A 15,170-nucleotide genomic window follows, 5' to 3' on the forward strand; every position below is an offset into this window, starting at 1 on the left:
ATGTCTGACCTCCGCAAGATCAATATCGACGGGCAGGAAATCGAAGTCGATGGTGCCATGACCCTGATCCAGGCCTGTGAAGAGGCCGGGGTCGAGGTGCCGCGCTTCTGCTACCACGAACGTCTTTCGATTGCGGGGAACTGCCGGATGTGTCTGGTTGAGGTCGTGGGCGGCCCTCCGAAACCTGCGGCCTCCTGCGCAATGCAGGTGCGGGATCTGCGTCCCGGGCCGGAAGGGCAACCGCCTCAGGTCAAGACGAACTCGCCCATGGTCAAGAAGGCCCGCGAAGGGGTGATGGAGTTTTTGCTGATCAACCATCCTCTGGACTGCCCGATCTGTGATCAGGGGGGGGAGTGCGACCTGCAGGATCAGGCGATGGCCTATGGTGTTTCGGGTTCGCGCTTCAAAGAAGCCAAGCGCGCCGTTGACGATCTGGATCTGGGGCCGCTGGTCGGCACCGCGATGACCCGTTGCATCAGCTGTACGCGCTGCGTACGCTTCACGACCGAGGTCGCCGGCATCACTCAGATGGGTCAGACGGGGCGGGGCGAGGATGCCGAGATCACCTCTTACCTGAACCAGACGCTGCACTCGAACCTGCAGGGTAACATCATTGATCTGTGCCCCGTGGGGGCGCTGACTTCGAAGCCCTATGCCTTCACCGCGCGTCCGTGGGAATTGACCAAGACCGAGAGCATTGACGTGATGGATGCCTTGGGGTCGAACATCCGCGTGGACACCAAAGGGCGTGAAGTGATGCGATTCCTCCCGCGCAACCATGATGGCGTGAACGAGGAATGGATCAGCGACAAAACCCGGTTCGTCTGGGACGGGTTGCGCCGTCAGCGTCTGGACCGTCCTTACGTGCGCGAAAACGGCAAGCTGCGCCCGGCCTCGTGGCCTGAGGCGCTGACCAAGGCTGCTGAAGCGCTGAAAGGGGCCGAAAAACCGGCGGGTCTCGTCGGTGATATTGCCCCGGTTGAGGCGATCTTTGCGCTGAAACAGATGATCGAAGGGCAGGGCGGCGTTGTCGAATGCCGTACGGACGGGGCCAAGCTGCCCGCGGGCAACCGTGGGGCTTATGCTGGGACCGCCGCAATCGAAGATATCGACATGGCTGAGCGTATTCTGCTGATCGGCACCAATCCACGCGATGAGGCTCCGGTTCTGAATGCCCGCATCCGCAAGGCCTGGGCGCATGGGGCCGAGGTGGCTCTGGTCGGCCCGGCATCCGATCTGACCTATGAATACCACCACATGGGCGATGACCGCGCCGCGTTGCAAAAGGTCGTCGACTTGGGCGGCGATGATGAGATCAAAGCAAAACGCTCTTTGGTCATTGTAGGGCAAGGCGCGCTGCAAGAGGCAGATGGCGCCGCTGTTTTGGCCGCCGCGCAAGCCATTGCAAGCAATACCGAAAGTGGCCTGATCGTGCTGCACACCGCCGCCGCGCGGGTCGGTGCGATGGATTTGGATGCCACCAACGACGGTGGTATGGATGCCGTCAGCGCGGCGGACGTGATCTATAACCTCGGCGCAGATGAAGTCGAAATCGGCGACGGTGCATTTGTCATCTATCAGGGCAGCCATGGGGACCGTGGCGCGCACCGCGCTGATGTGATCCTGCCCGCCGCCGCCTATACCGAGGAAAACGGGTTGTTCGTGAACACCGAAGGCCGCCCTCAGCTGGCCATGCGTGCGGGCTTTGCGCCGGGAGAGGCCAAAGAAAACTGGGCCATCTTGCGTGCGCTCTCGGCCGATTTGGGTGCGACGTTGCCCTTCGATTCCTTGGCGCAATTGCGGACCGCGTTGATCGAGGCGGTACCGCATCTGGCGCATATCGACGAAGTGATCGCGAACGAGGTGCAACCGCTTGAGGCTGGTACACTGGGCAAGGCGAGTTTCCGCAATGCGGTCAAGGATTTCTACCTGACCAACCCGATCGCGCGCGCCTCGCAACTGATGGCCGAGCTGTCGGCGCAGGCGAAAAACACAGACAGGATGGCCGCAGAATGATCCGTCCCGCAGAGATATCCCCGACGACCCACGGTGTGAGGACCAATGGCTGATTTCTTTAACACACCGGGCGGCATCGCCCTGATCGTCCTGGCGCAGGTGCTTGCCGTTGTGGCCTTTGTGATGATCTCGTTGTTGTTCCTTGTCTATGGTGACCGCAAGATCTGGGCGGCTGTTCAGATGCGCCGGGGCCCCAATGTGGTGGGCGCTTACGGTCTGTTGCAAACAGTCGCTGACGCGTTGAAATATGTGGTCAAAGAGGTCGTCATCCCGGCAGGCGCGGACCGCACCGTGTTCATCCTTGCTCCGCTGACCTCTTTCGTACTGGCAATGATCGCCTGGGCCGTGATCCCGTTCAACGACGGCTGGGTGCTGTCAGATCTGAATGTGGCGATCCTCTATGTCTTCGCCGTATCCTCGCTTGAGGTTTATGGCGTGATTATGGGCGGTTGGGCGTCGAACTCAAAGTACCCATTCCTCGGCTCGTTGCGCTCTGCGGCACAGATGATCTCCTATGAAGTGTCCATCGGTCTGATCATCATTGGCGTGATCATTTCGACCGGTTCGATGAACTTCGGCAACATCGTCGAGGCGCAGGACGGTCGCTTCGGCTTCTTCAGCTGGTACTGGCTGCCGCATTTCCCAATGGTCTTCCTGTTCTTCATTTCGGCGCTTGCGGAAACTAACCGTCCACCGTTCGATTTGCCCGAGGCGGAATCAGAACTGGTCGCAGGCTATCAGGTCGAATACTCGGCCACGCCCTTCCTGCTGTTCATGGCGGGCGAGTACATCGCCATCTTCCTGATGTGCGCGCTGACCACGCTGCTGTTCTTCGGCGGCTGGCTGTCGCCGATCCCGGGCCTGCCGGATGGAGTGCTATGGATGGTCGCGAAGATGGCGTTTTTCTTCTTCCTCTTCGCGATGGTCAAGGCAATCACACCCCGCTACCGCTATGACCAGTTGATGCGTCTGGGCTGGAAAGTGTTCCTTCCGTTCTCGCTGGCTTGGGTGGTGTTCGTAGCCTTCGCTGCAAAATTCGACTGGTTCTGGGGCGCGTTTGCGCGTTGGAGCGTAGGAGGCTGATATGACTCAAATCGACTACACCCGCGCTGCCAAGTACTTCCTGTTGCAGGACTTCTGGGTCGGCATGAAGCTTGGGCTAAAATACTTCTTCGCGCCCAAGGCCACCGTGAATTATCCGCATGAAAAGGGCCCTCTGTCGCCTCGGTTCCGCGGCGAGCACGCCTTGCGCCGATATCCTAACGGCGAGGAACGCTGCATCGCCTGTAAGCTCTGCGAGGCGATTTGCCCGGCGCAAGCCATCACCATCGACGCCGAACCGCGCGAAGACGGCAGCCGTCGCACCACGCGCTACGACATCGACATGACCAAGTGCATCTATTGCGGTTTCTGCCAAGAAGCCTGCCCGGTCGATGCCATCGTCGAAGGCCCGAACTTCGAATTCGCCACGGAAACCCGCGAAGAGCTGTTCTACGACAAGGAAAAGCTGCTCGACAACGGTGAACGCTGGGAAGCCGAAATCGCCCGCAATCTGGAAATGGACGCGCCGTACAGATGAGTGACACGCCGACAAACCCATTTGAGCTGATGATGAAGCAGGCGCAGGACATGGCCAAGGCGATGAATCCGGCGATGGAGAATTTCTCGCCCAAAGGGTTCGAGAACCTATGGCCGACCATGCCTAAAGAGGTCATGGAGATGATGTTCGGCAACACCGTCAACAAGGACGGGCTGGATGCCAAGACGCGTCTACTGCTGACGTTGGCTGGGCTGACCTGTCAGGGCGCTCAGGCGGATTCGGCCGTACGGCAGACCGTGCGCCATGCGCTTGAGGCGGGCGCAAAGAAACAAGAGATCGTGGAAACGATCGGTCAGATGTCGGTCTTTGCTGGCATCCCGGCCATGACACGCGCGCTGGATCTGGCGCAAGAGGTCATGGGCGAAAACGAGGATGAGGATCAATGACCGTCTTTGCCTTCTACCTGTTTGCCATCAGCACCATCACCGGCGGGCTGTTCACGGTGATCAGCCGTCAGCCGGTGCATTCGGTGCTGTGGCTTATCCTGTCTTTCCTGTCCTCGGCTGGGCTGTTCGTACTGCTGGGGGCCGAGTTCGTGGCGATGCTGCTGATCATCGTCTACGTGGGTGCGGTCGCGGTGCTGTTCCTGTTCGTGGTGATGATGCTGGACGTGGACTTTGCCGAGTTGAAGGCCGAGATGGCGCGGTACATGCCGCTGGCTCTGTTGATTGGTCTGGTGATCCTGATGCAGTTCATCATGGCGTTCGGAGCGTGGGACAGCGCGCAAGGCGTTGAGGCCAATCTGGCGCAACCGGTCCCGGCGGACCGCCACAACACTGAGGCGCTGGGTGTCATCCTTTACGATCAATACTTCCTTCTGTTTCAACTGGCGGGCCTGATCCTGCTGGTGGCCATGATCGGTGCCATCGTACTGACCCTACGCCACCGTCAAGACATCAAGCGTCAGGACATCGTCGGCCAGATGATGCGCGACCCGGCCAAGGCGATGGAGTTGAAGGATGTGAAACCGGGGCAGGGACTTTGAGAAGATGATCGGACTTGAACACTATCTTACGGTCGCGGCGACGCTGTTTGTCATCGGCATCTTCGGTCTCTTCCTGAACCGCAAGAATGTCATCATTCTGCTGATGAGCATCGAGTTGATGCTGCTGGCGGTGAATATCAACCTTGTGGCGTTTTCCAGCTTCCTCGGCGATCTGGTCGGGCAGGTGTTCACGCTGTTCGTGCTGACCGTTGCGGCGGCGGAGGCGGCGATTGGTCTGGCCATTCTGGTCTGCTTCTTCCGCAACCGTGGCACCATCGCGGTTGAAGACGTCAATATGATGAAGGGCTAAGAGAACTATGGAAACCACCATCCTCTTTGCCCCGCTCGTGGGCGCTCTGATCTGCGGGTTCGGCTGGCGGTTCATCGGTGAGAAAGCCGCCATGTGGACCGCAACGGGCCTGCTGTTTCTGGCCTGTCTGCTGTCGTGGATCGTGTTTCTGGCTTTCGATGGTCAGACCCAACAGATCGAGATCCTGCGCTGGATCGAGAGCGGCTCGCTGTCGACAAGCTGGGCCATTCGTCTGGACCGCCTGACCGCGATCATGCTGATCGTGGTGACAACGGTCTCGGCGCTCGTGCACCTCTATTCCTTCGGTTACATGGATCACGACCCGCAATGGCGCGAGGGCGAAAGCTATAAGCCGCGCTTCTTTGCCTATCTCTCCTTCTTCACCTTCGCGATGCTGATGCTGGTGACAGCTGATAACCTCGTGCAGATGTTCTTCGGATGGGAGGGCGTGGGCGTCGCCTCGTATCTGCTGATTGGCTTTTACTACCGTAAAACCAGTGCCAATGCGGCGGCCATGAAGGCGTTTATCGTCAACCGGGTTGGCGATTTCGGCTTTGCGCTGGGGATTTTCGCGATCTTCTTCCTGACTGACAGCATCAACTTCTCGGATATCTTTGCCTCGGCCTCTGACCTGTCGGAAATGCAACTCAGCTTCCTCTGGGGTGAGTGGAACGCGGTTGAGGTGATCTGTGTCCTTCTGTTCATCGGCGCGATGGGTAAATCGGCGCAGTTGATCTTGCACACATGGTTGCCTGACGCGATGGAAGGCCCGACCCCTGTGTCGGCCCTGATCCATGCCGCGACAATGGTAACGGCGGGTGTGTTCCTTGTCTGCCGCATGTCGCCGCTGATGGAGTTCGCGCCTGGGGCGACCGGGTTCATCACCTTCCTTGGGGCCTCTACCGCGTTTTTTGCGGCGACCGTGGGATTGGTTCAGACCGACATCAAGCGCGTCATCGCCTATTCAACCTGTTCGCAGCTGGGCTACATGTTCGTGGCCGCGGGCGTTGGCATGTATTCGGCGGCGATGTTCCACCTGCTGACGCACGCTTTCTTCAAGGCGCTTCTGTTCCTTGGGGCCGGTTCGGTGATCCATGCGATGCATCACGAGCAGGAAATGACCGAATATGGCGGGCTGCGGAAGAAGATCCCCTATACGTTCTGGGCGATGATGATCGGAACGCTGGCCATCACGGGTGTCGGTATCCCGCTGACCACCTTCGGCTTTGCCGGGTTCCTGTCAAAGGATGCAATCATTGAAAGCGCCTTTGCGGGCGGCACGGGCTATGCCTTCTGGATGCTGGTTATCGCTGCGGTCTTCACCTCGTTCTACAGCTGGCGTCTGATTTTCCTGACCTTCTACGGTACACCGCGCGGTGACAAGCATACGCATGATCACGCCCATGAAAGCCCGAAGGTGATGCTGATCCCTCTGGGTGTTTTGTCACTGGGCGCGGTTTTTGCGGGGATGATCTGGTACAGCAACTTTTTCGGTCACACGGACAAGGTTGGTAAGTTCTATGGGATTCCGGTTGCCGAGGCCTCGGCGCATGCTGAAGGTCATGACGAGGCGACCCATGCCGAGCATGTTGCCGATGGTACCGCCGAAGAGCATCACGGTGACGATCATGCCGATGCCCACTCGGATGAGGCGCACGGGGATGACCATGGGGATGAGGCGCATGGCAAGAAAGACGGCCACGGAGATCATCACTACGTCTTCGCGGGCGAACCGGGTGAGGGCGCTTTGTACATCGCGCCGGACAATACTGTGCTGGATGACGCCCATGCCGTCCCGAAATGGGTTAAGGTCTCGCCTTTCGTGGCGATGCTGCTTGGGTTTGTCGTGGCCTACTGGTTCTACATCGTGAACACGTCGCTGCCCGCGCGTCTGGCTGCAAACCAGCGTCCGCTTTACCTGTTCCTGCTGAACAAATGGTACTTTGACGAGATTTATGACGCGATCTTTGTCAAACCCACTCTGGCCCTTGGCCGCCTTCTGTGGAAGCGGGGCGATGGCAACACAATTGATGGCTTCCTGAACGGAGTAGCAATGGGCGTTGTTCCCTTCTTCACCCGCCTCGCAGGCAAGGCGCAGACCGGGTACATCTTTACCTACGCTTTCTGGATGGTGCTCGGCATAGCGGCCCTTGTGACCTGGATGTCGATCGGCGGAGGGGCACAGTAATGGACAATATCCTCTCGATCGTGACCTTCATCCCGGCCATTGCTGCGGGCATCTTGGCGCTGTTCCTGCATGGAAATGATGCGGCGGCGCAGCGGAATGCCAAATGGGTGGCTCTGCTTGCAACTACTGTGACCTTCCTTGTGTCGATTGGCATCTACACGGGCTTTGATCCTTCGAACACTGGCTTCCAGATGGTGGAAGAGGGCGAGTGGTTGATGGGTCTGAAGTACAAGATGGGCGTGGATGGCATCAGCGTGCTGTTCGTGTTGTTGACTACCTTCATCATGCCCCTGACCATTCTGGCCAGCTGGAACGTGACCGAACGGGTCAAGGAATACATGATCGCCTTCCTACTGCTGGAAACGCTGATGCTGGGCGTGTTCATGGCGCTGGATTTGGTGCTGTTCTACCTGTTCTTCGAGGCAGGCCTGATCCCGATGTTCCTGATCATCGGCATCTGGGGCGGCAAGGATCGCATCTACGCGAGCTTTAAGTTCTTCCTCTACACCTTCCTCGGCTCGGTGCTGATGTTGGTGGCGATGGTTGCGATGTACGCGGATGCTGGCACTACAGACATCGAGGCGCTGATGACCCATCAGTTCTCGTCCGAAAGCTTTAGCGTGTTGGGCATCTACGTCGTCGGCGGGATGCAGACGCTAATGTTCTTGGCCTTCTTTGCATCCTTCGCGGTGAAAATGCCGATGTGGCCGGTGCATACTTGGCTTCCGGATGCGCACGTGCAGGCCCCGACGGCGGGCTCGGTGGTGCTGGCGGCGATCCTCTTGAAAATGGGCGGCTATGGTTTCCTGCGGTTCAGCCTGCCGATGTTCCCAGTTGGCTCGGCGGTGATGACCGATCTGGTGCTGTGGATGTCAGCCATCGCCGTTGTCTACACCTCGCTCGTTGCGCTGGTGCAGGAGGATATGAAGAAACTGATCGCATACTCCTCGGTCGCGCATATGGGCTTTGTGACCATGGGGATTTTCGCGGCGAACCAGCAGGGTATTGATGGCGCGATCTTCCAGATGCTCAGCCACGGGTTTATCTCAGCGGCTTTGTTCCTGTGCGTCGGCGTGATCTACGACCGGATGCACACCCGCGATATCGACGCGTACGGAGGTCTGGTGATCCGGATGCCCGCCTATGCGCTGGTCTTCATGCTGTTCACCATGGCGAATGTCGGCCTGCCGGGTACCTCGGGCTTCATCGGCGAGTTCCTGACCCTGATGGGCGCATTCCAGGTCAACACCTGGGTAACCGCAGTGGCCGCGACCGGCGTGATATTCTCGGCAGGCTATGCGCTTTGGCTCTACCGTCGGGTCGTGTTCGGCGATCTGATCAAGGAAAGCCTCAAGGCGATGACCGACATGAGTTCGCGTGAGCGGCTGATCTTTGCGCCGCTCATCGTGATGACCATCCTGCTGGGCATCTATCCGTCGTTGGTGACCGATGTGATCGGGAATTCGACCGCCGCGCTGATTTCGAACTATGACACGGCTCTGGCCGCAGCTGAGGCTGCGACCCAGACGGCCGCTTCGCATTAAGGGAGCTTTGGAGACATGATCCAGGCTGATCTGACGATAATCCTGCCAGAGATCGTTCTGGCCGTGTATGCGATGGCTGCTCTGATCGGAGCCGTTTACACAAAGAAGGACGAGCTGGCTCCGGCATTGGTCTGGTCCACGGCAGGTCTAATGGCGCTTCTGGCGATTTGGATCTCAAGCAATGGCGACGGGACCAATGTGGCCTTCAACGGAATGTTCGTGGATGACGGCTTTGCGCGGTTCTCCAAGGTTGCCATCTTACTTTCCGCCGCTGCCGTTCTGGTCATGAGCCAGGACTACATGGCCCGCCGCAACCTGCTGCGATTTGAATACCCTGTGCTGGTCGCATTGGCTGCAGTCGGGATGATGATGATGGTCAGTGCGGGCGATCTGATGTCGCTTTACATGGGGTTGGAGCTTCAATCCTTGTCGCTCTATGTCGTGGCGGCGCTGCGTCGGGACAGTGCGAAATCTACTGAGGCCGGTCTGAAGTATTTTGTTCTGGGTGCGCTTAGCTCGGGCCTGCTGCTCTATGGCGCGTCTTTGGTTTACGGGTTCACCGGCACCACGCTGTTCTCGGGCATCATCGCCACCGTTCAGGCGGGAGACGTCTCGATCGGTCTACTCTTTGGTCTGATCTTCCTGATCTCAGGTCTGGCCTTCAAGGTCTCGGCCGTGCCCTTCCATATGTGGACCCCGGATGTGTACGAAGGGTCTCCGACCCCGATTACAGCCTTCTTTGCGACCGCTCCGAAAGTGGCTGCGATGGCGTTGTTTGCACGGCTTTTGCACGATGCGTTTGGAGGCATCGTTAAGGATTGGCAGCAGGTGATCGTGTTGCTGTCGGTTCTGTCCATGCTGCTAGGCGCGGTTGCCGCCATTGGCCAGCGTGACATCAAACGTCTGATGGCGTTTTCCTCGATTGCGCATATGGGTTATGCGCTGATCGGTCTGGCCGCAGGAACTGAGCTGGGCGTGAAAGCTATGCTGATGTATCTGGCGATCTATGTAACGATGAATATCGGCACCTTCGCGTTCGTTTTGATGATGGAGCGCGACGGCAAACCGGTCACCGACATCGACGCTTTGCGGCAGTATTCCAAGCGCGATCCGGGTAAGGCTCTAGCCGTTCTGATCCTGATGTTCAGCCTGGCGGGTGTACCGCCCATGCTTGGGTTCTTTGCCAAATTCGGCGTTTGGCAGGCGGGTGTCAGCGCGGGTCTGACCGGCTTGGTGATCGTATCGGCCATCGCCTCGGTCATCGGTGCATTCTACTATCTGCGGATCGTCTTCTACATGTATTTCGGCGCCGAGAACGAAGAGCCCATCGAAACTCGCTCAAACCCTGTATTGTGGGTGGCCTTGATGGGATCGGCGGCTTTGATGCTGATCGGCGTGTTTTACCAGTTCGGTGTCGAGGGCGCAGCAGCAGCTGCCGCAGCCACGCTTGTCAATTGATGAAAGCCGCCAACACGATGCACCTGCTCAACCCCGCAAGCGGACCTTGTTGACATGAGCAACTGGCCCGACGGGTACGGCCTGCACATCTTGCAAGAGGTGGACAGCACGCTTAACGAAGCCGCGCGTCTTGCACCCACGGCGCAAGGCCCCGTGTGGATCATGGCGCATCACCAGACGGCAGCGCGCGGCAGGCGAGGGCGGGCTTGGGCCAATCCCAAGGGCAATTTGGCCTCGACCCTTCTGATGCGCCCTCAGGGCGATCCGGAGAGCGCGGCTCTGCGCAGCTTCGTAGCGGCCTTGGCCTTGTTCGATGCCTGCGTCGCCGTGACGGGCAGAGCGTCAGGTTTGTCGCTAAAATGGCCCAATGATGTGTTGCTGAACGGCGGCAAGCTCGCGGGGATATTGCTGGAAAGCACCGGGCAGGGGCGCGGAGTGTCACATCTGTCGATCGGGATCGGCGTCAATCTGACCGAAGCCCCCGGTGCAGACGCCGTTGAGCCGGGCGCGGTTCGCCCAGTCTCCTTGCTGTCGGAAACCGGCGCGCATGTCACGCCCGAGGATTTTCTGACTGAACTCGCCATCGCCTATGCCGGCTATGAAATCCAATTTGTCACTTACGGGTTTGAACCCATCCGCACAGCGTGGCTGGCCCGCGCAGCGCGGTTGGGTGAGGTCATTACCGCCCGTACCGCGACGTCGGAAACGGTTGGTACCTTCGAAACGGTAGACGCGGGGGGCAACCTTGTCCTAAACACCGCCAAAGGCCGTGTGAGCATTCCTGCGGCGGACGTGTTTTTCTGAAGGGGTCTCAGATGCTTCTGGCCATCGACTGCGGCAATACAAATACCGTTTTCTCGATCTGGGATGGTGAGAGTTTCCTGTGTACCCTGCGCACCTCGACCCATCACTCGCGCACGGCGGATGCCTATTTCACCTGGTATTCCACGCTGGTGAAACACTACGGGATCGAGGCTGAAATTACCGATGTTGTCATCGCCTCGACCGTGCCGCGCGTGGTTTTCAATCTGCGCATCTTTGCGGATCGGTTCTTTGGTTGCCGTCCGCTGGTTGTGGGCAAACCGGATTGCCTTTTGCCTGTCGCCCCACGCATTGACGAAGGCACGGTGCCGGGGCCTGATCGCCTCGCCAATGCGGTGGGGGCGTTTGACCGTCATGGCGGGGACGTTGTGGTTGTCGATTTCGGAACCGCGACCAACTTTGACGTCGTCGCCTCTGATGGGGCCTATGTCGGAGGCATCATCGCGCCGGGCGTAAACCTGAGCCTTGAGGCACTGCACCAAGGGGCCGCCGCCCTGCCACATATCGACATTACCCGCCCGGAAAAGGTGATTGGTACGAATACGGTTGGCTGTATCCAATCCGGCGTGTATTGGGGCTATTCCGGTCTGATTGAAGGGCTGATCGCCCGCATCAAGACCGAATACGGAATGCCGATGAAAGTCGTTGGAACCGGAGGGCTCGCACCCTTGTTCGATCAGGCCGACGTGGGGTTCGACGCAATCGAAGATGATCTGACGATGCACGGGCTGACCGTGATCCATCGCTATAACAAGGAAAATGGCTCAACATGAGCAGCGAAAGACTGATCTACCTGCCGTTGGGCGGGGCCGGTGAAATCGGCATGAATGCCTATGTGTATGGCTACGGCGCGCCGGGCAAGGAACGCCTGATCCTCGTCGATCTGGGTGTGACCTTCCCTGACATGGATACCACGCCGGGGGTGGACCTGATCCATGCCGATATCTCATGGCTAAAGGAACGCGCCGACCGGCTTGAGGCGGTTTTTGTCACCCACGCGCACGAAGACCACGTGGGCGCCGTTGCGCATTGTTATGAGGCGCTGGGGGCGCCGATCTATGCGCGCGCTTTCACCGCCAATATCGCCCGTCGGAAGATGGAAGAACACGGCCACCCTGAAGATGCTGTGCTCACTGCCTCGGCTTGGCCCGAGCAGGTCTCGGCCGGGCCTTTCACCGTTGGCTTCCTGCCAGTATCGCACTCGATCCCCGAAAGCGCCGCACTGGTGATCGACACGCCCGAAGGGCGGATCGTGCATTCGGGGGATTTCAAACTGGATACAAACCCGGTGGTGGGCGAACCGTTTGATCCCGACCTTTGGGCCGAGGTCGCCAAAACCGGCGTGAAGGCACTGGTCTGTGACAGCACCAATGTGTTCTCAAGCCACCCCGGACGTTCAGAGTCCGAGGTCGGACCCGAGATCACAAAGCTGGTTGAAAGCGCTGAAGGTATGGTTGTGGCGACCACATTCGCCTCGAACGTCGCTCGGGTGAAGACCCTGGCCGAAGCTGGCCAAAGGGCCGGGCGCTCGGTCGTGCTGTTGGGCCGGGCCATGCGCCGGATGATCGAGGCTGCAACGGAAACCGGCATCCTGTCGGATTTCCCCAAAGTGATCAGCGCCGAAGAGGCCGTAGAGCTTCCGCGTCAGAACCTGATGCTGATTGTGACCGGCAGTCAGGGCGAACGCCGTGCCGCCAGCGCGCAGCTGGCTCGTGGTAAATACCGCGGCATCGAGTTGAAAGAAGGCGACCTGTTCCTGTTCTCTTCGAAAACCATTCCCGGCAATGAGCGTGGTGTGATTTTCATCATTAACCAACTCAGCGAAAAGGGTGTGGATGTGGTGGATGACAGCTCGGGCCTTTACCACGTGTCGGGCCATGCCAACCGGCCGGATCTAGAGAAAGTGCATGGGTTGATCGATCCGCAGATGGTGATCCCGATGCATGGCGAACATCGCCACCTGCGCGAACATGCCAAACTGGCCGAGGCTGGTGGACGCACGGGTATTCTGGCCGTCAACGGCACCATGCTGGACCTGACCGGCAATGCGCCGAAGGTTGTCGACTATGTGGAAACCGGGCGGACCTATCTGGATGGCACGGTCAAGGTCGGGGCGCTGGACGGGGTTGTACGCGACCGTATCCGCATGGCGCTGAACGGCCACGTGACTGTGACCGTCATTCTGGATGAAGAGGATGAGCCTCTGGGTGAGCCATGGTGTGATACGATGGGGCTGCCGGAGATCGGAACCTCTCGCGCGGCACTGGTTGAGGTGCTTGAGGAAGACCTGAACCAGTTCCTGATGCGGGCCGAGGCCAAGACCCTGCGCGACGATGACAAGCTGGAAGAGGCCATGCGCCGGATCGTGCGTCAGACGGCCAAGGCAGAGGTCGGTAAAAAGCCCGAAGTCACAGTTGTGATCAGTCGCATGAAATAAGGTTGGGGTCAGTCAACCTCGGGCATGGGGTACCCCCTGAGCCTTTGGAACAGGTCGGCCTCGTCATTGTTTAGAAAAAACGGAACAGAGGTTGGCGGTGTCGGGTCGGTGACCCGGGCTGTGATCTCGGCCAGCACGACCTCGGTGATGAAGGGCAGGTCGAAGTCTCGAACCTCGTCCAGTTTGACCCATTGCAGGTGCGACAGCTCATCCGAGGCGCGGCTGAAATCGTCCAGATCGCCTTGAATTGCCTGCGCATCGACCAGAAAGAACCGCGCATCAAACCGTCTGGGCCGACCTGGAGGGGTAACCGCGCGGAACACGAACTGCAGCGCCTCGGCCGAGGGTTTGTAACCCAAAGCTGCAAAGCTGACCCAATCCGACGGAGCATCGCCCTCCCATTCACCGGGTTGGCCAAGGACCATCCCGGTTTCCTCCCACAACTCTCGAATGGCTGCGACGGCAAGCGCCTGCTGCAGGTCAGCCTCGGCCTGCTCGGCCAAGCGATCATAGCAGAGTTGGGGCAGCGGGGCGGCCAGTGGGATGCTCGCATCCTCGGGGTCGACCGCGCCGCCTGGAAACACGAATTTGTTCGGCATGAACGCCGCTTTGGCCCCACGTTGCCCCATCAGGATCGAGGGCGCGGTAAAACGGTCCCGCAATACGATGACGGTTGCTGCGTTGCGGATGGCGGTCTTGTCGACGCTCATGCTGGTGCCCGCTGCGGTCACGCGGCTTTCTCGAACCCATGCATGCGCCGCGCCCATTGATAAGCCACGACAGCCCCCTTCAGGCGAGGCAGCAGGAACAGCGACAGCGCTATGCAGCCGACGGAAAACCCGATGGCCATGGTCCACGGGTCCGGTCGCCAATGTACGTATGAGACGTGCAGAGCAGGGGCCAGCAGGTGCCCGACCAACAGAATCGTCAAATAGGCGGGGCCGTCATCTGCGCGGTGGTGAAACAGCTCTTGCCCGCAATTTGCGCAGTTGTCGTTAACCTTCAGGTAGCTATGCAACAGCTTGCCTTCACCACATTTCGGGCATTTGCAACGAAAGCCTTTGACCAAAGCAGGCCATGTTTCACGCTCTTCTTCCACTGCGGGGGTGATCGTTTGATCCATGATAATGTAACTCGCGCATCTATCTTTGGCGGATAATGGGCCTGTTTGCCGCAATAGAAAAGGGGGGTGCGTCGCTTTGCATCGTTCGGTCCGGGCAAGAGTTCGTTACCAGCTGATCCTTCGCTAAACTTTTTTCGACGGAAACCCGATGGTGCCGCGTTTGAATGGGTATGAGCAGCGGCAATCAGGTCGCGCCAATATGGGGAAACCGATATGAAGAACTCGAAATTCATCCCGGCCATCGTTCTGTCGGCAGTGGCGATCACAGGTACATCGGCACTGGCAGCAGGCCCAAAGGATCGTGAGCCTGTCTCGTTTCAGGAGTTGGACGCCAATGCGGACGGCCAGATCACGAAAGAAGAGATGCAGGCCCATCGCGCGCAACGCTTCACGAAGGCGGATACTGACGGCGACGGACAGATAAGCCTTGAGGAAATGCAGGCCGCGGCCCAACAGAAGGCCAATGATCGCGTGACCAAGATGTTCGAGAAGCATGATGCGAATGGCGATGGGGTCCTCAGCACCGATGAGTTGCCCAAACCGCGCCGGGCTGACAAGATGTTTGATCGGATCGACGCGGATAGCAGCGGCGGTATCTCGGAACAGGAATTTGCCGATGCAAAAGACAAGATGGGCAAGCATCACAAGAAGCGCCAGAAATCGGACGCTGACGATAGCTGATGCAGG

At 59.1% G+C, this 15,170-nt stretch carries 15 protein-coding genes; 13 read left to right on the top strand and 2 right to left on the bottom strand.

Annotated elements, in window-relative coordinates:
- Genes nuoG through ACR0KL_RS20130 form a run of 12 tightly spaced genes read left to right on the top strand, consistent with a single transcriptional unit; the run spans nucleotide 1 to nucleotide 13,360 of the window.
- On the top strand, nucleotides 1-2,016 hold the full coding sequence (gene nuoG / locus ACR0KL_RS20075; protein WP_170678542.1) for an NADH-quinone oxidoreductase subunit NuoG: 2,016 nt from the start codon (nucleotides 1-3) through the stop codon (nucleotides 2,014-2,016).
- Between the two features lie 45 nt (nucleotides 2,017-2,061).
- On the top strand, nucleotides 2,062-3,099 hold the full coding sequence (nuoH, locus tag ACR0KL_RS20080) for an NADH-quinone oxidoreductase subunit NuoH (protein ID WP_170678544.1): 1,038 nt from the start codon (nucleotides 2,062-2,064) through the stop codon (nucleotides 3,097-3,099).
- 1 nt (nucleotide 3,100) lies between these two features.
- The gene (nuoI, locus tag ACR0KL_RS20085; RefSeq protein WP_039524264.1) at nucleotides 3,101-3,595 is read left to right on the top strand and encodes an NADH-quinone oxidoreductase subunit NuoI; all 495 of its coding nucleotides are present in this window, start codon (nucleotides 3,101-3,103) and stop codon (nucleotides 3,593-3,595) included.
- Nucleotides 3,592-4,002 (top strand): carboxymuconolactone decarboxylase family protein, encoded by a 411-nt coding sequence (locus tag ACR0KL_RS20090; protein WP_170678546.1) that lies wholly within the window; start codon nucleotides 3,592-3,594, stop codon nucleotides 4,000-4,002. The genes nuoI and ACR0KL_RS20090 overlap by 4 nt, the downstream gene beginning before the upstream one ends.
- The gene (locus ACR0KL_RS20095; RefSeq protein ID WP_170678548.1) at nucleotides 3,999-4,601 is read left to right on the top strand and encodes an NADH-quinone oxidoreductase subunit J; all 603 of its coding nucleotides are present in this window, start codon (nucleotides 3,999-4,001) and stop codon (nucleotides 4,599-4,601) included. The genes ACR0KL_RS20090 and ACR0KL_RS20095 overlap by 4 nt, the downstream gene beginning before the upstream one ends.
- A gap of 4 nt (nucleotides 4,602-4,605) precedes the next feature.
- On the top strand, nucleotides 4,606-4,911 hold the full coding sequence (gene nuoK / locus ACR0KL_RS20100; RefSeq protein WP_005984024.1) for an NADH-quinone oxidoreductase subunit NuoK: 306 nt from the start codon (nucleotides 4,606-4,608) through the stop codon (nucleotides 4,909-4,911).
- A gap of 7 nt (nucleotides 4,912-4,918) precedes the next feature.
- Nucleotides 4,919-7,099, top strand: a complete 2,181-nt coding sequence (gene nuoL / locus ACR0KL_RS20105; protein ID WP_170678550.1) for an NADH-quinone oxidoreductase subunit L — start codon at nucleotides 4,919-4,921, stop codon at nucleotides 7,097-7,099.
- On the top strand, nucleotides 7,099-8,643 hold the full coding sequence (locus ACR0KL_RS20110; RefSeq protein WP_170678552.1) for an NADH-quinone oxidoreductase subunit M: 1,545 nt from the start codon (nucleotides 7,099-7,101) through the stop codon (nucleotides 8,641-8,643). Before nuoL ends, ACR0KL_RS20110 begins: the two co-directional genes overlap by 1 nt.
- A gap of 15 nt (nucleotides 8,644-8,658) precedes the next feature.
- Nucleotides 8,659-10,101: an NADH-quinone oxidoreductase subunit NuoN gene (gene nuoN / locus ACR0KL_RS20115; RefSeq protein ID WP_170678554.1), complete on the top strand. Its 1,443-nt coding sequence runs from the start codon at nucleotides 8,659-8,661 to the stop codon at nucleotides 10,099-10,101.
- A 54-nt stretch (nucleotides 10,102-10,155) separates the two neighbouring features.
- Entirely contained in the window at nucleotides 10,156-10,905 is a 750-nt protein-coding gene (locus ACR0KL_RS20120; RefSeq protein ID WP_480674384.1) for a biotin--[acetyl-CoA-carboxylase] ligase, read from the top strand.
- Nucleotides 10,906-10,916: 11 nt separating this feature from the next.
- The gene (locus tag ACR0KL_RS20125) at nucleotides 10,917-11,696 is read left to right on the top strand and encodes a type III pantothenate kinase (RefSeq protein ID WP_170678558.1); all 780 of its coding nucleotides are present in this window, start codon (nucleotides 10,917-10,919) and stop codon (nucleotides 11,694-11,696) included.
- Entirely contained in the window at nucleotides 11,693-13,360 is a 1,668-nt protein-coding gene (locus tag ACR0KL_RS20130; RefSeq protein ID WP_170678560.1) for a ribonuclease J, read from the top strand. Before ACR0KL_RS20125 ends, ACR0KL_RS20130 begins: the two co-directional genes overlap by 4 nt.
- An 8-nt stretch (nucleotides 13,361-13,368) precedes the next feature.
- On the opposite strand, the gene ACR0KL_RS20135 is transcribed toward ACR0KL_RS20130, so the two are convergent.
- Both ACR0KL_RS20135 and ACR0KL_RS20140 read right to left on the bottom strand, forming a co-directional pair.
- A complete protein-coding gene (locus tag ACR0KL_RS20135; RefSeq protein WP_170678562.1) occupies nucleotides 13,369-14,070 on the bottom strand; it encodes an NUDIX hydrolase in 702 nt (233 codons plus the stop codon).
- A 17-nt stretch (nucleotides 14,071-14,087) separates the two neighbouring features.
- Nucleotides 14,088-14,483, bottom strand: a complete 396-nt coding sequence (locus tag ACR0KL_RS20140; RefSeq protein WP_170678564.1) for a DUF983 domain-containing protein — start codon at nucleotides 14,481-14,483, stop codon at nucleotides 14,088-14,090.
- 213 nt (nucleotides 14,484-14,696) lie between these two features.
- On the opposite strand from ACR0KL_RS20140, the gene ACR0KL_RS20145 reads away from it, so the two are divergent.
- Entirely contained in the window at nucleotides 14,697-15,164 is a 468-nt protein-coding gene (locus ACR0KL_RS20145; RefSeq protein WP_170678566.1) for an EF-hand domain-containing protein, read from the top strand.
- Nucleotides 15,165-15,170 lie beyond the last annotated feature (6 nt).

The sequence above is a fragment of the Ruegeria sp. C8 genome, from assembly GCF_056537565.1.

Bases quoted from the DNA above. Each gene is read 5' to 3' on its own strand.
- nuoG (WP_170678542.1), top strand. From the start codon at position 1: ATGTCTGACCTCCGCAAGATCAATATCGACGGGCAGGAAATCGAAGTC.
- nuoH (WP_170678544.1), top strand. From the start codon at position 2,062: ATGGCTGATTTCTTTAACACACCGGGCGGCATCGCCCTGATCGTCCTG.
- nuoI (WP_039524264.1), top strand. From the start codon at position 3,101: ATGACTCAAATCGACTACACCCGCGCTGCCAAGTACTTCCTGTTGCAG.
- ACR0KL_RS20090 (WP_170678546.1), top strand. From the start codon at position 3,592: ATGAGTGACACGCCGACAAACCCATTTGAGCTGATGATGAAGCAGGCG.
- ACR0KL_RS20095 (WP_170678548.1), top strand. From the start codon at position 3,999: ATGACCGTCTTTGCCTTCTACCTGTTTGCCATCAGCACCATCACCGGC.
- nuoK (WP_005984024.1), top strand. From the start codon at position 4,606: ATGATCGGACTTGAACACTATCTTACGGTCGCGGCGACGCTGTTTGTC.
- nuoL (WP_170678550.1), top strand. From the start codon at position 4,919: ATGGAAACCACCATCCTCTTTGCCCCGCTCGTGGGCGCTCTGATCTGC.
- ACR0KL_RS20110 (WP_170678552.1), top strand. From the start codon at position 7,099: ATGGACAATATCCTCTCGATCGTGACCTTCATCCCGGCCATTGCTGCG.
- nuoN (WP_170678554.1), top strand. From the start codon at position 8,659: ATGATCCAGGCTGATCTGACGATAATCCTGCCAGAGATCGTTCTGGCC.
- ACR0KL_RS20120 (WP_480674384.1), top strand. From the start codon at position 10,156: ATGAGCAACTGGCCCGACGGGTACGGCCTGCACATCTTGCAAGAGGTG.
- ACR0KL_RS20125 (WP_170678558.1), top strand. From the start codon at position 10,917: ATGCTTCTGGCCATCGACTGCGGCAATACAAATACCGTTTTCTCGATC.
- ACR0KL_RS20130 (WP_170678560.1), top strand. From the start codon at position 11,693: ATGAGCAGCGAAAGACTGATCTACCTGCCGTTGGGCGGGGCCGGTGAA.
- ACR0KL_RS20135 (WP_170678562.1), bottom strand. From the start codon at position 14,070: ATGAGCGTCGACAAGACCGCCATCCGCAACGCAGCAACCGTCATCGTA.
- ACR0KL_RS20140 (WP_170678564.1), bottom strand. From the start codon at position 14,483: ATGGATCAAACGATCACCCCCGCAGTGGAAGAAGAGCGTGAAACATGG.
- ACR0KL_RS20145 (WP_170678566.1), top strand. From the start codon at position 14,697: ATGAAGAACTCGAAATTCATCCCGGCCATCGTTCTGTCGGCAGTGGCG.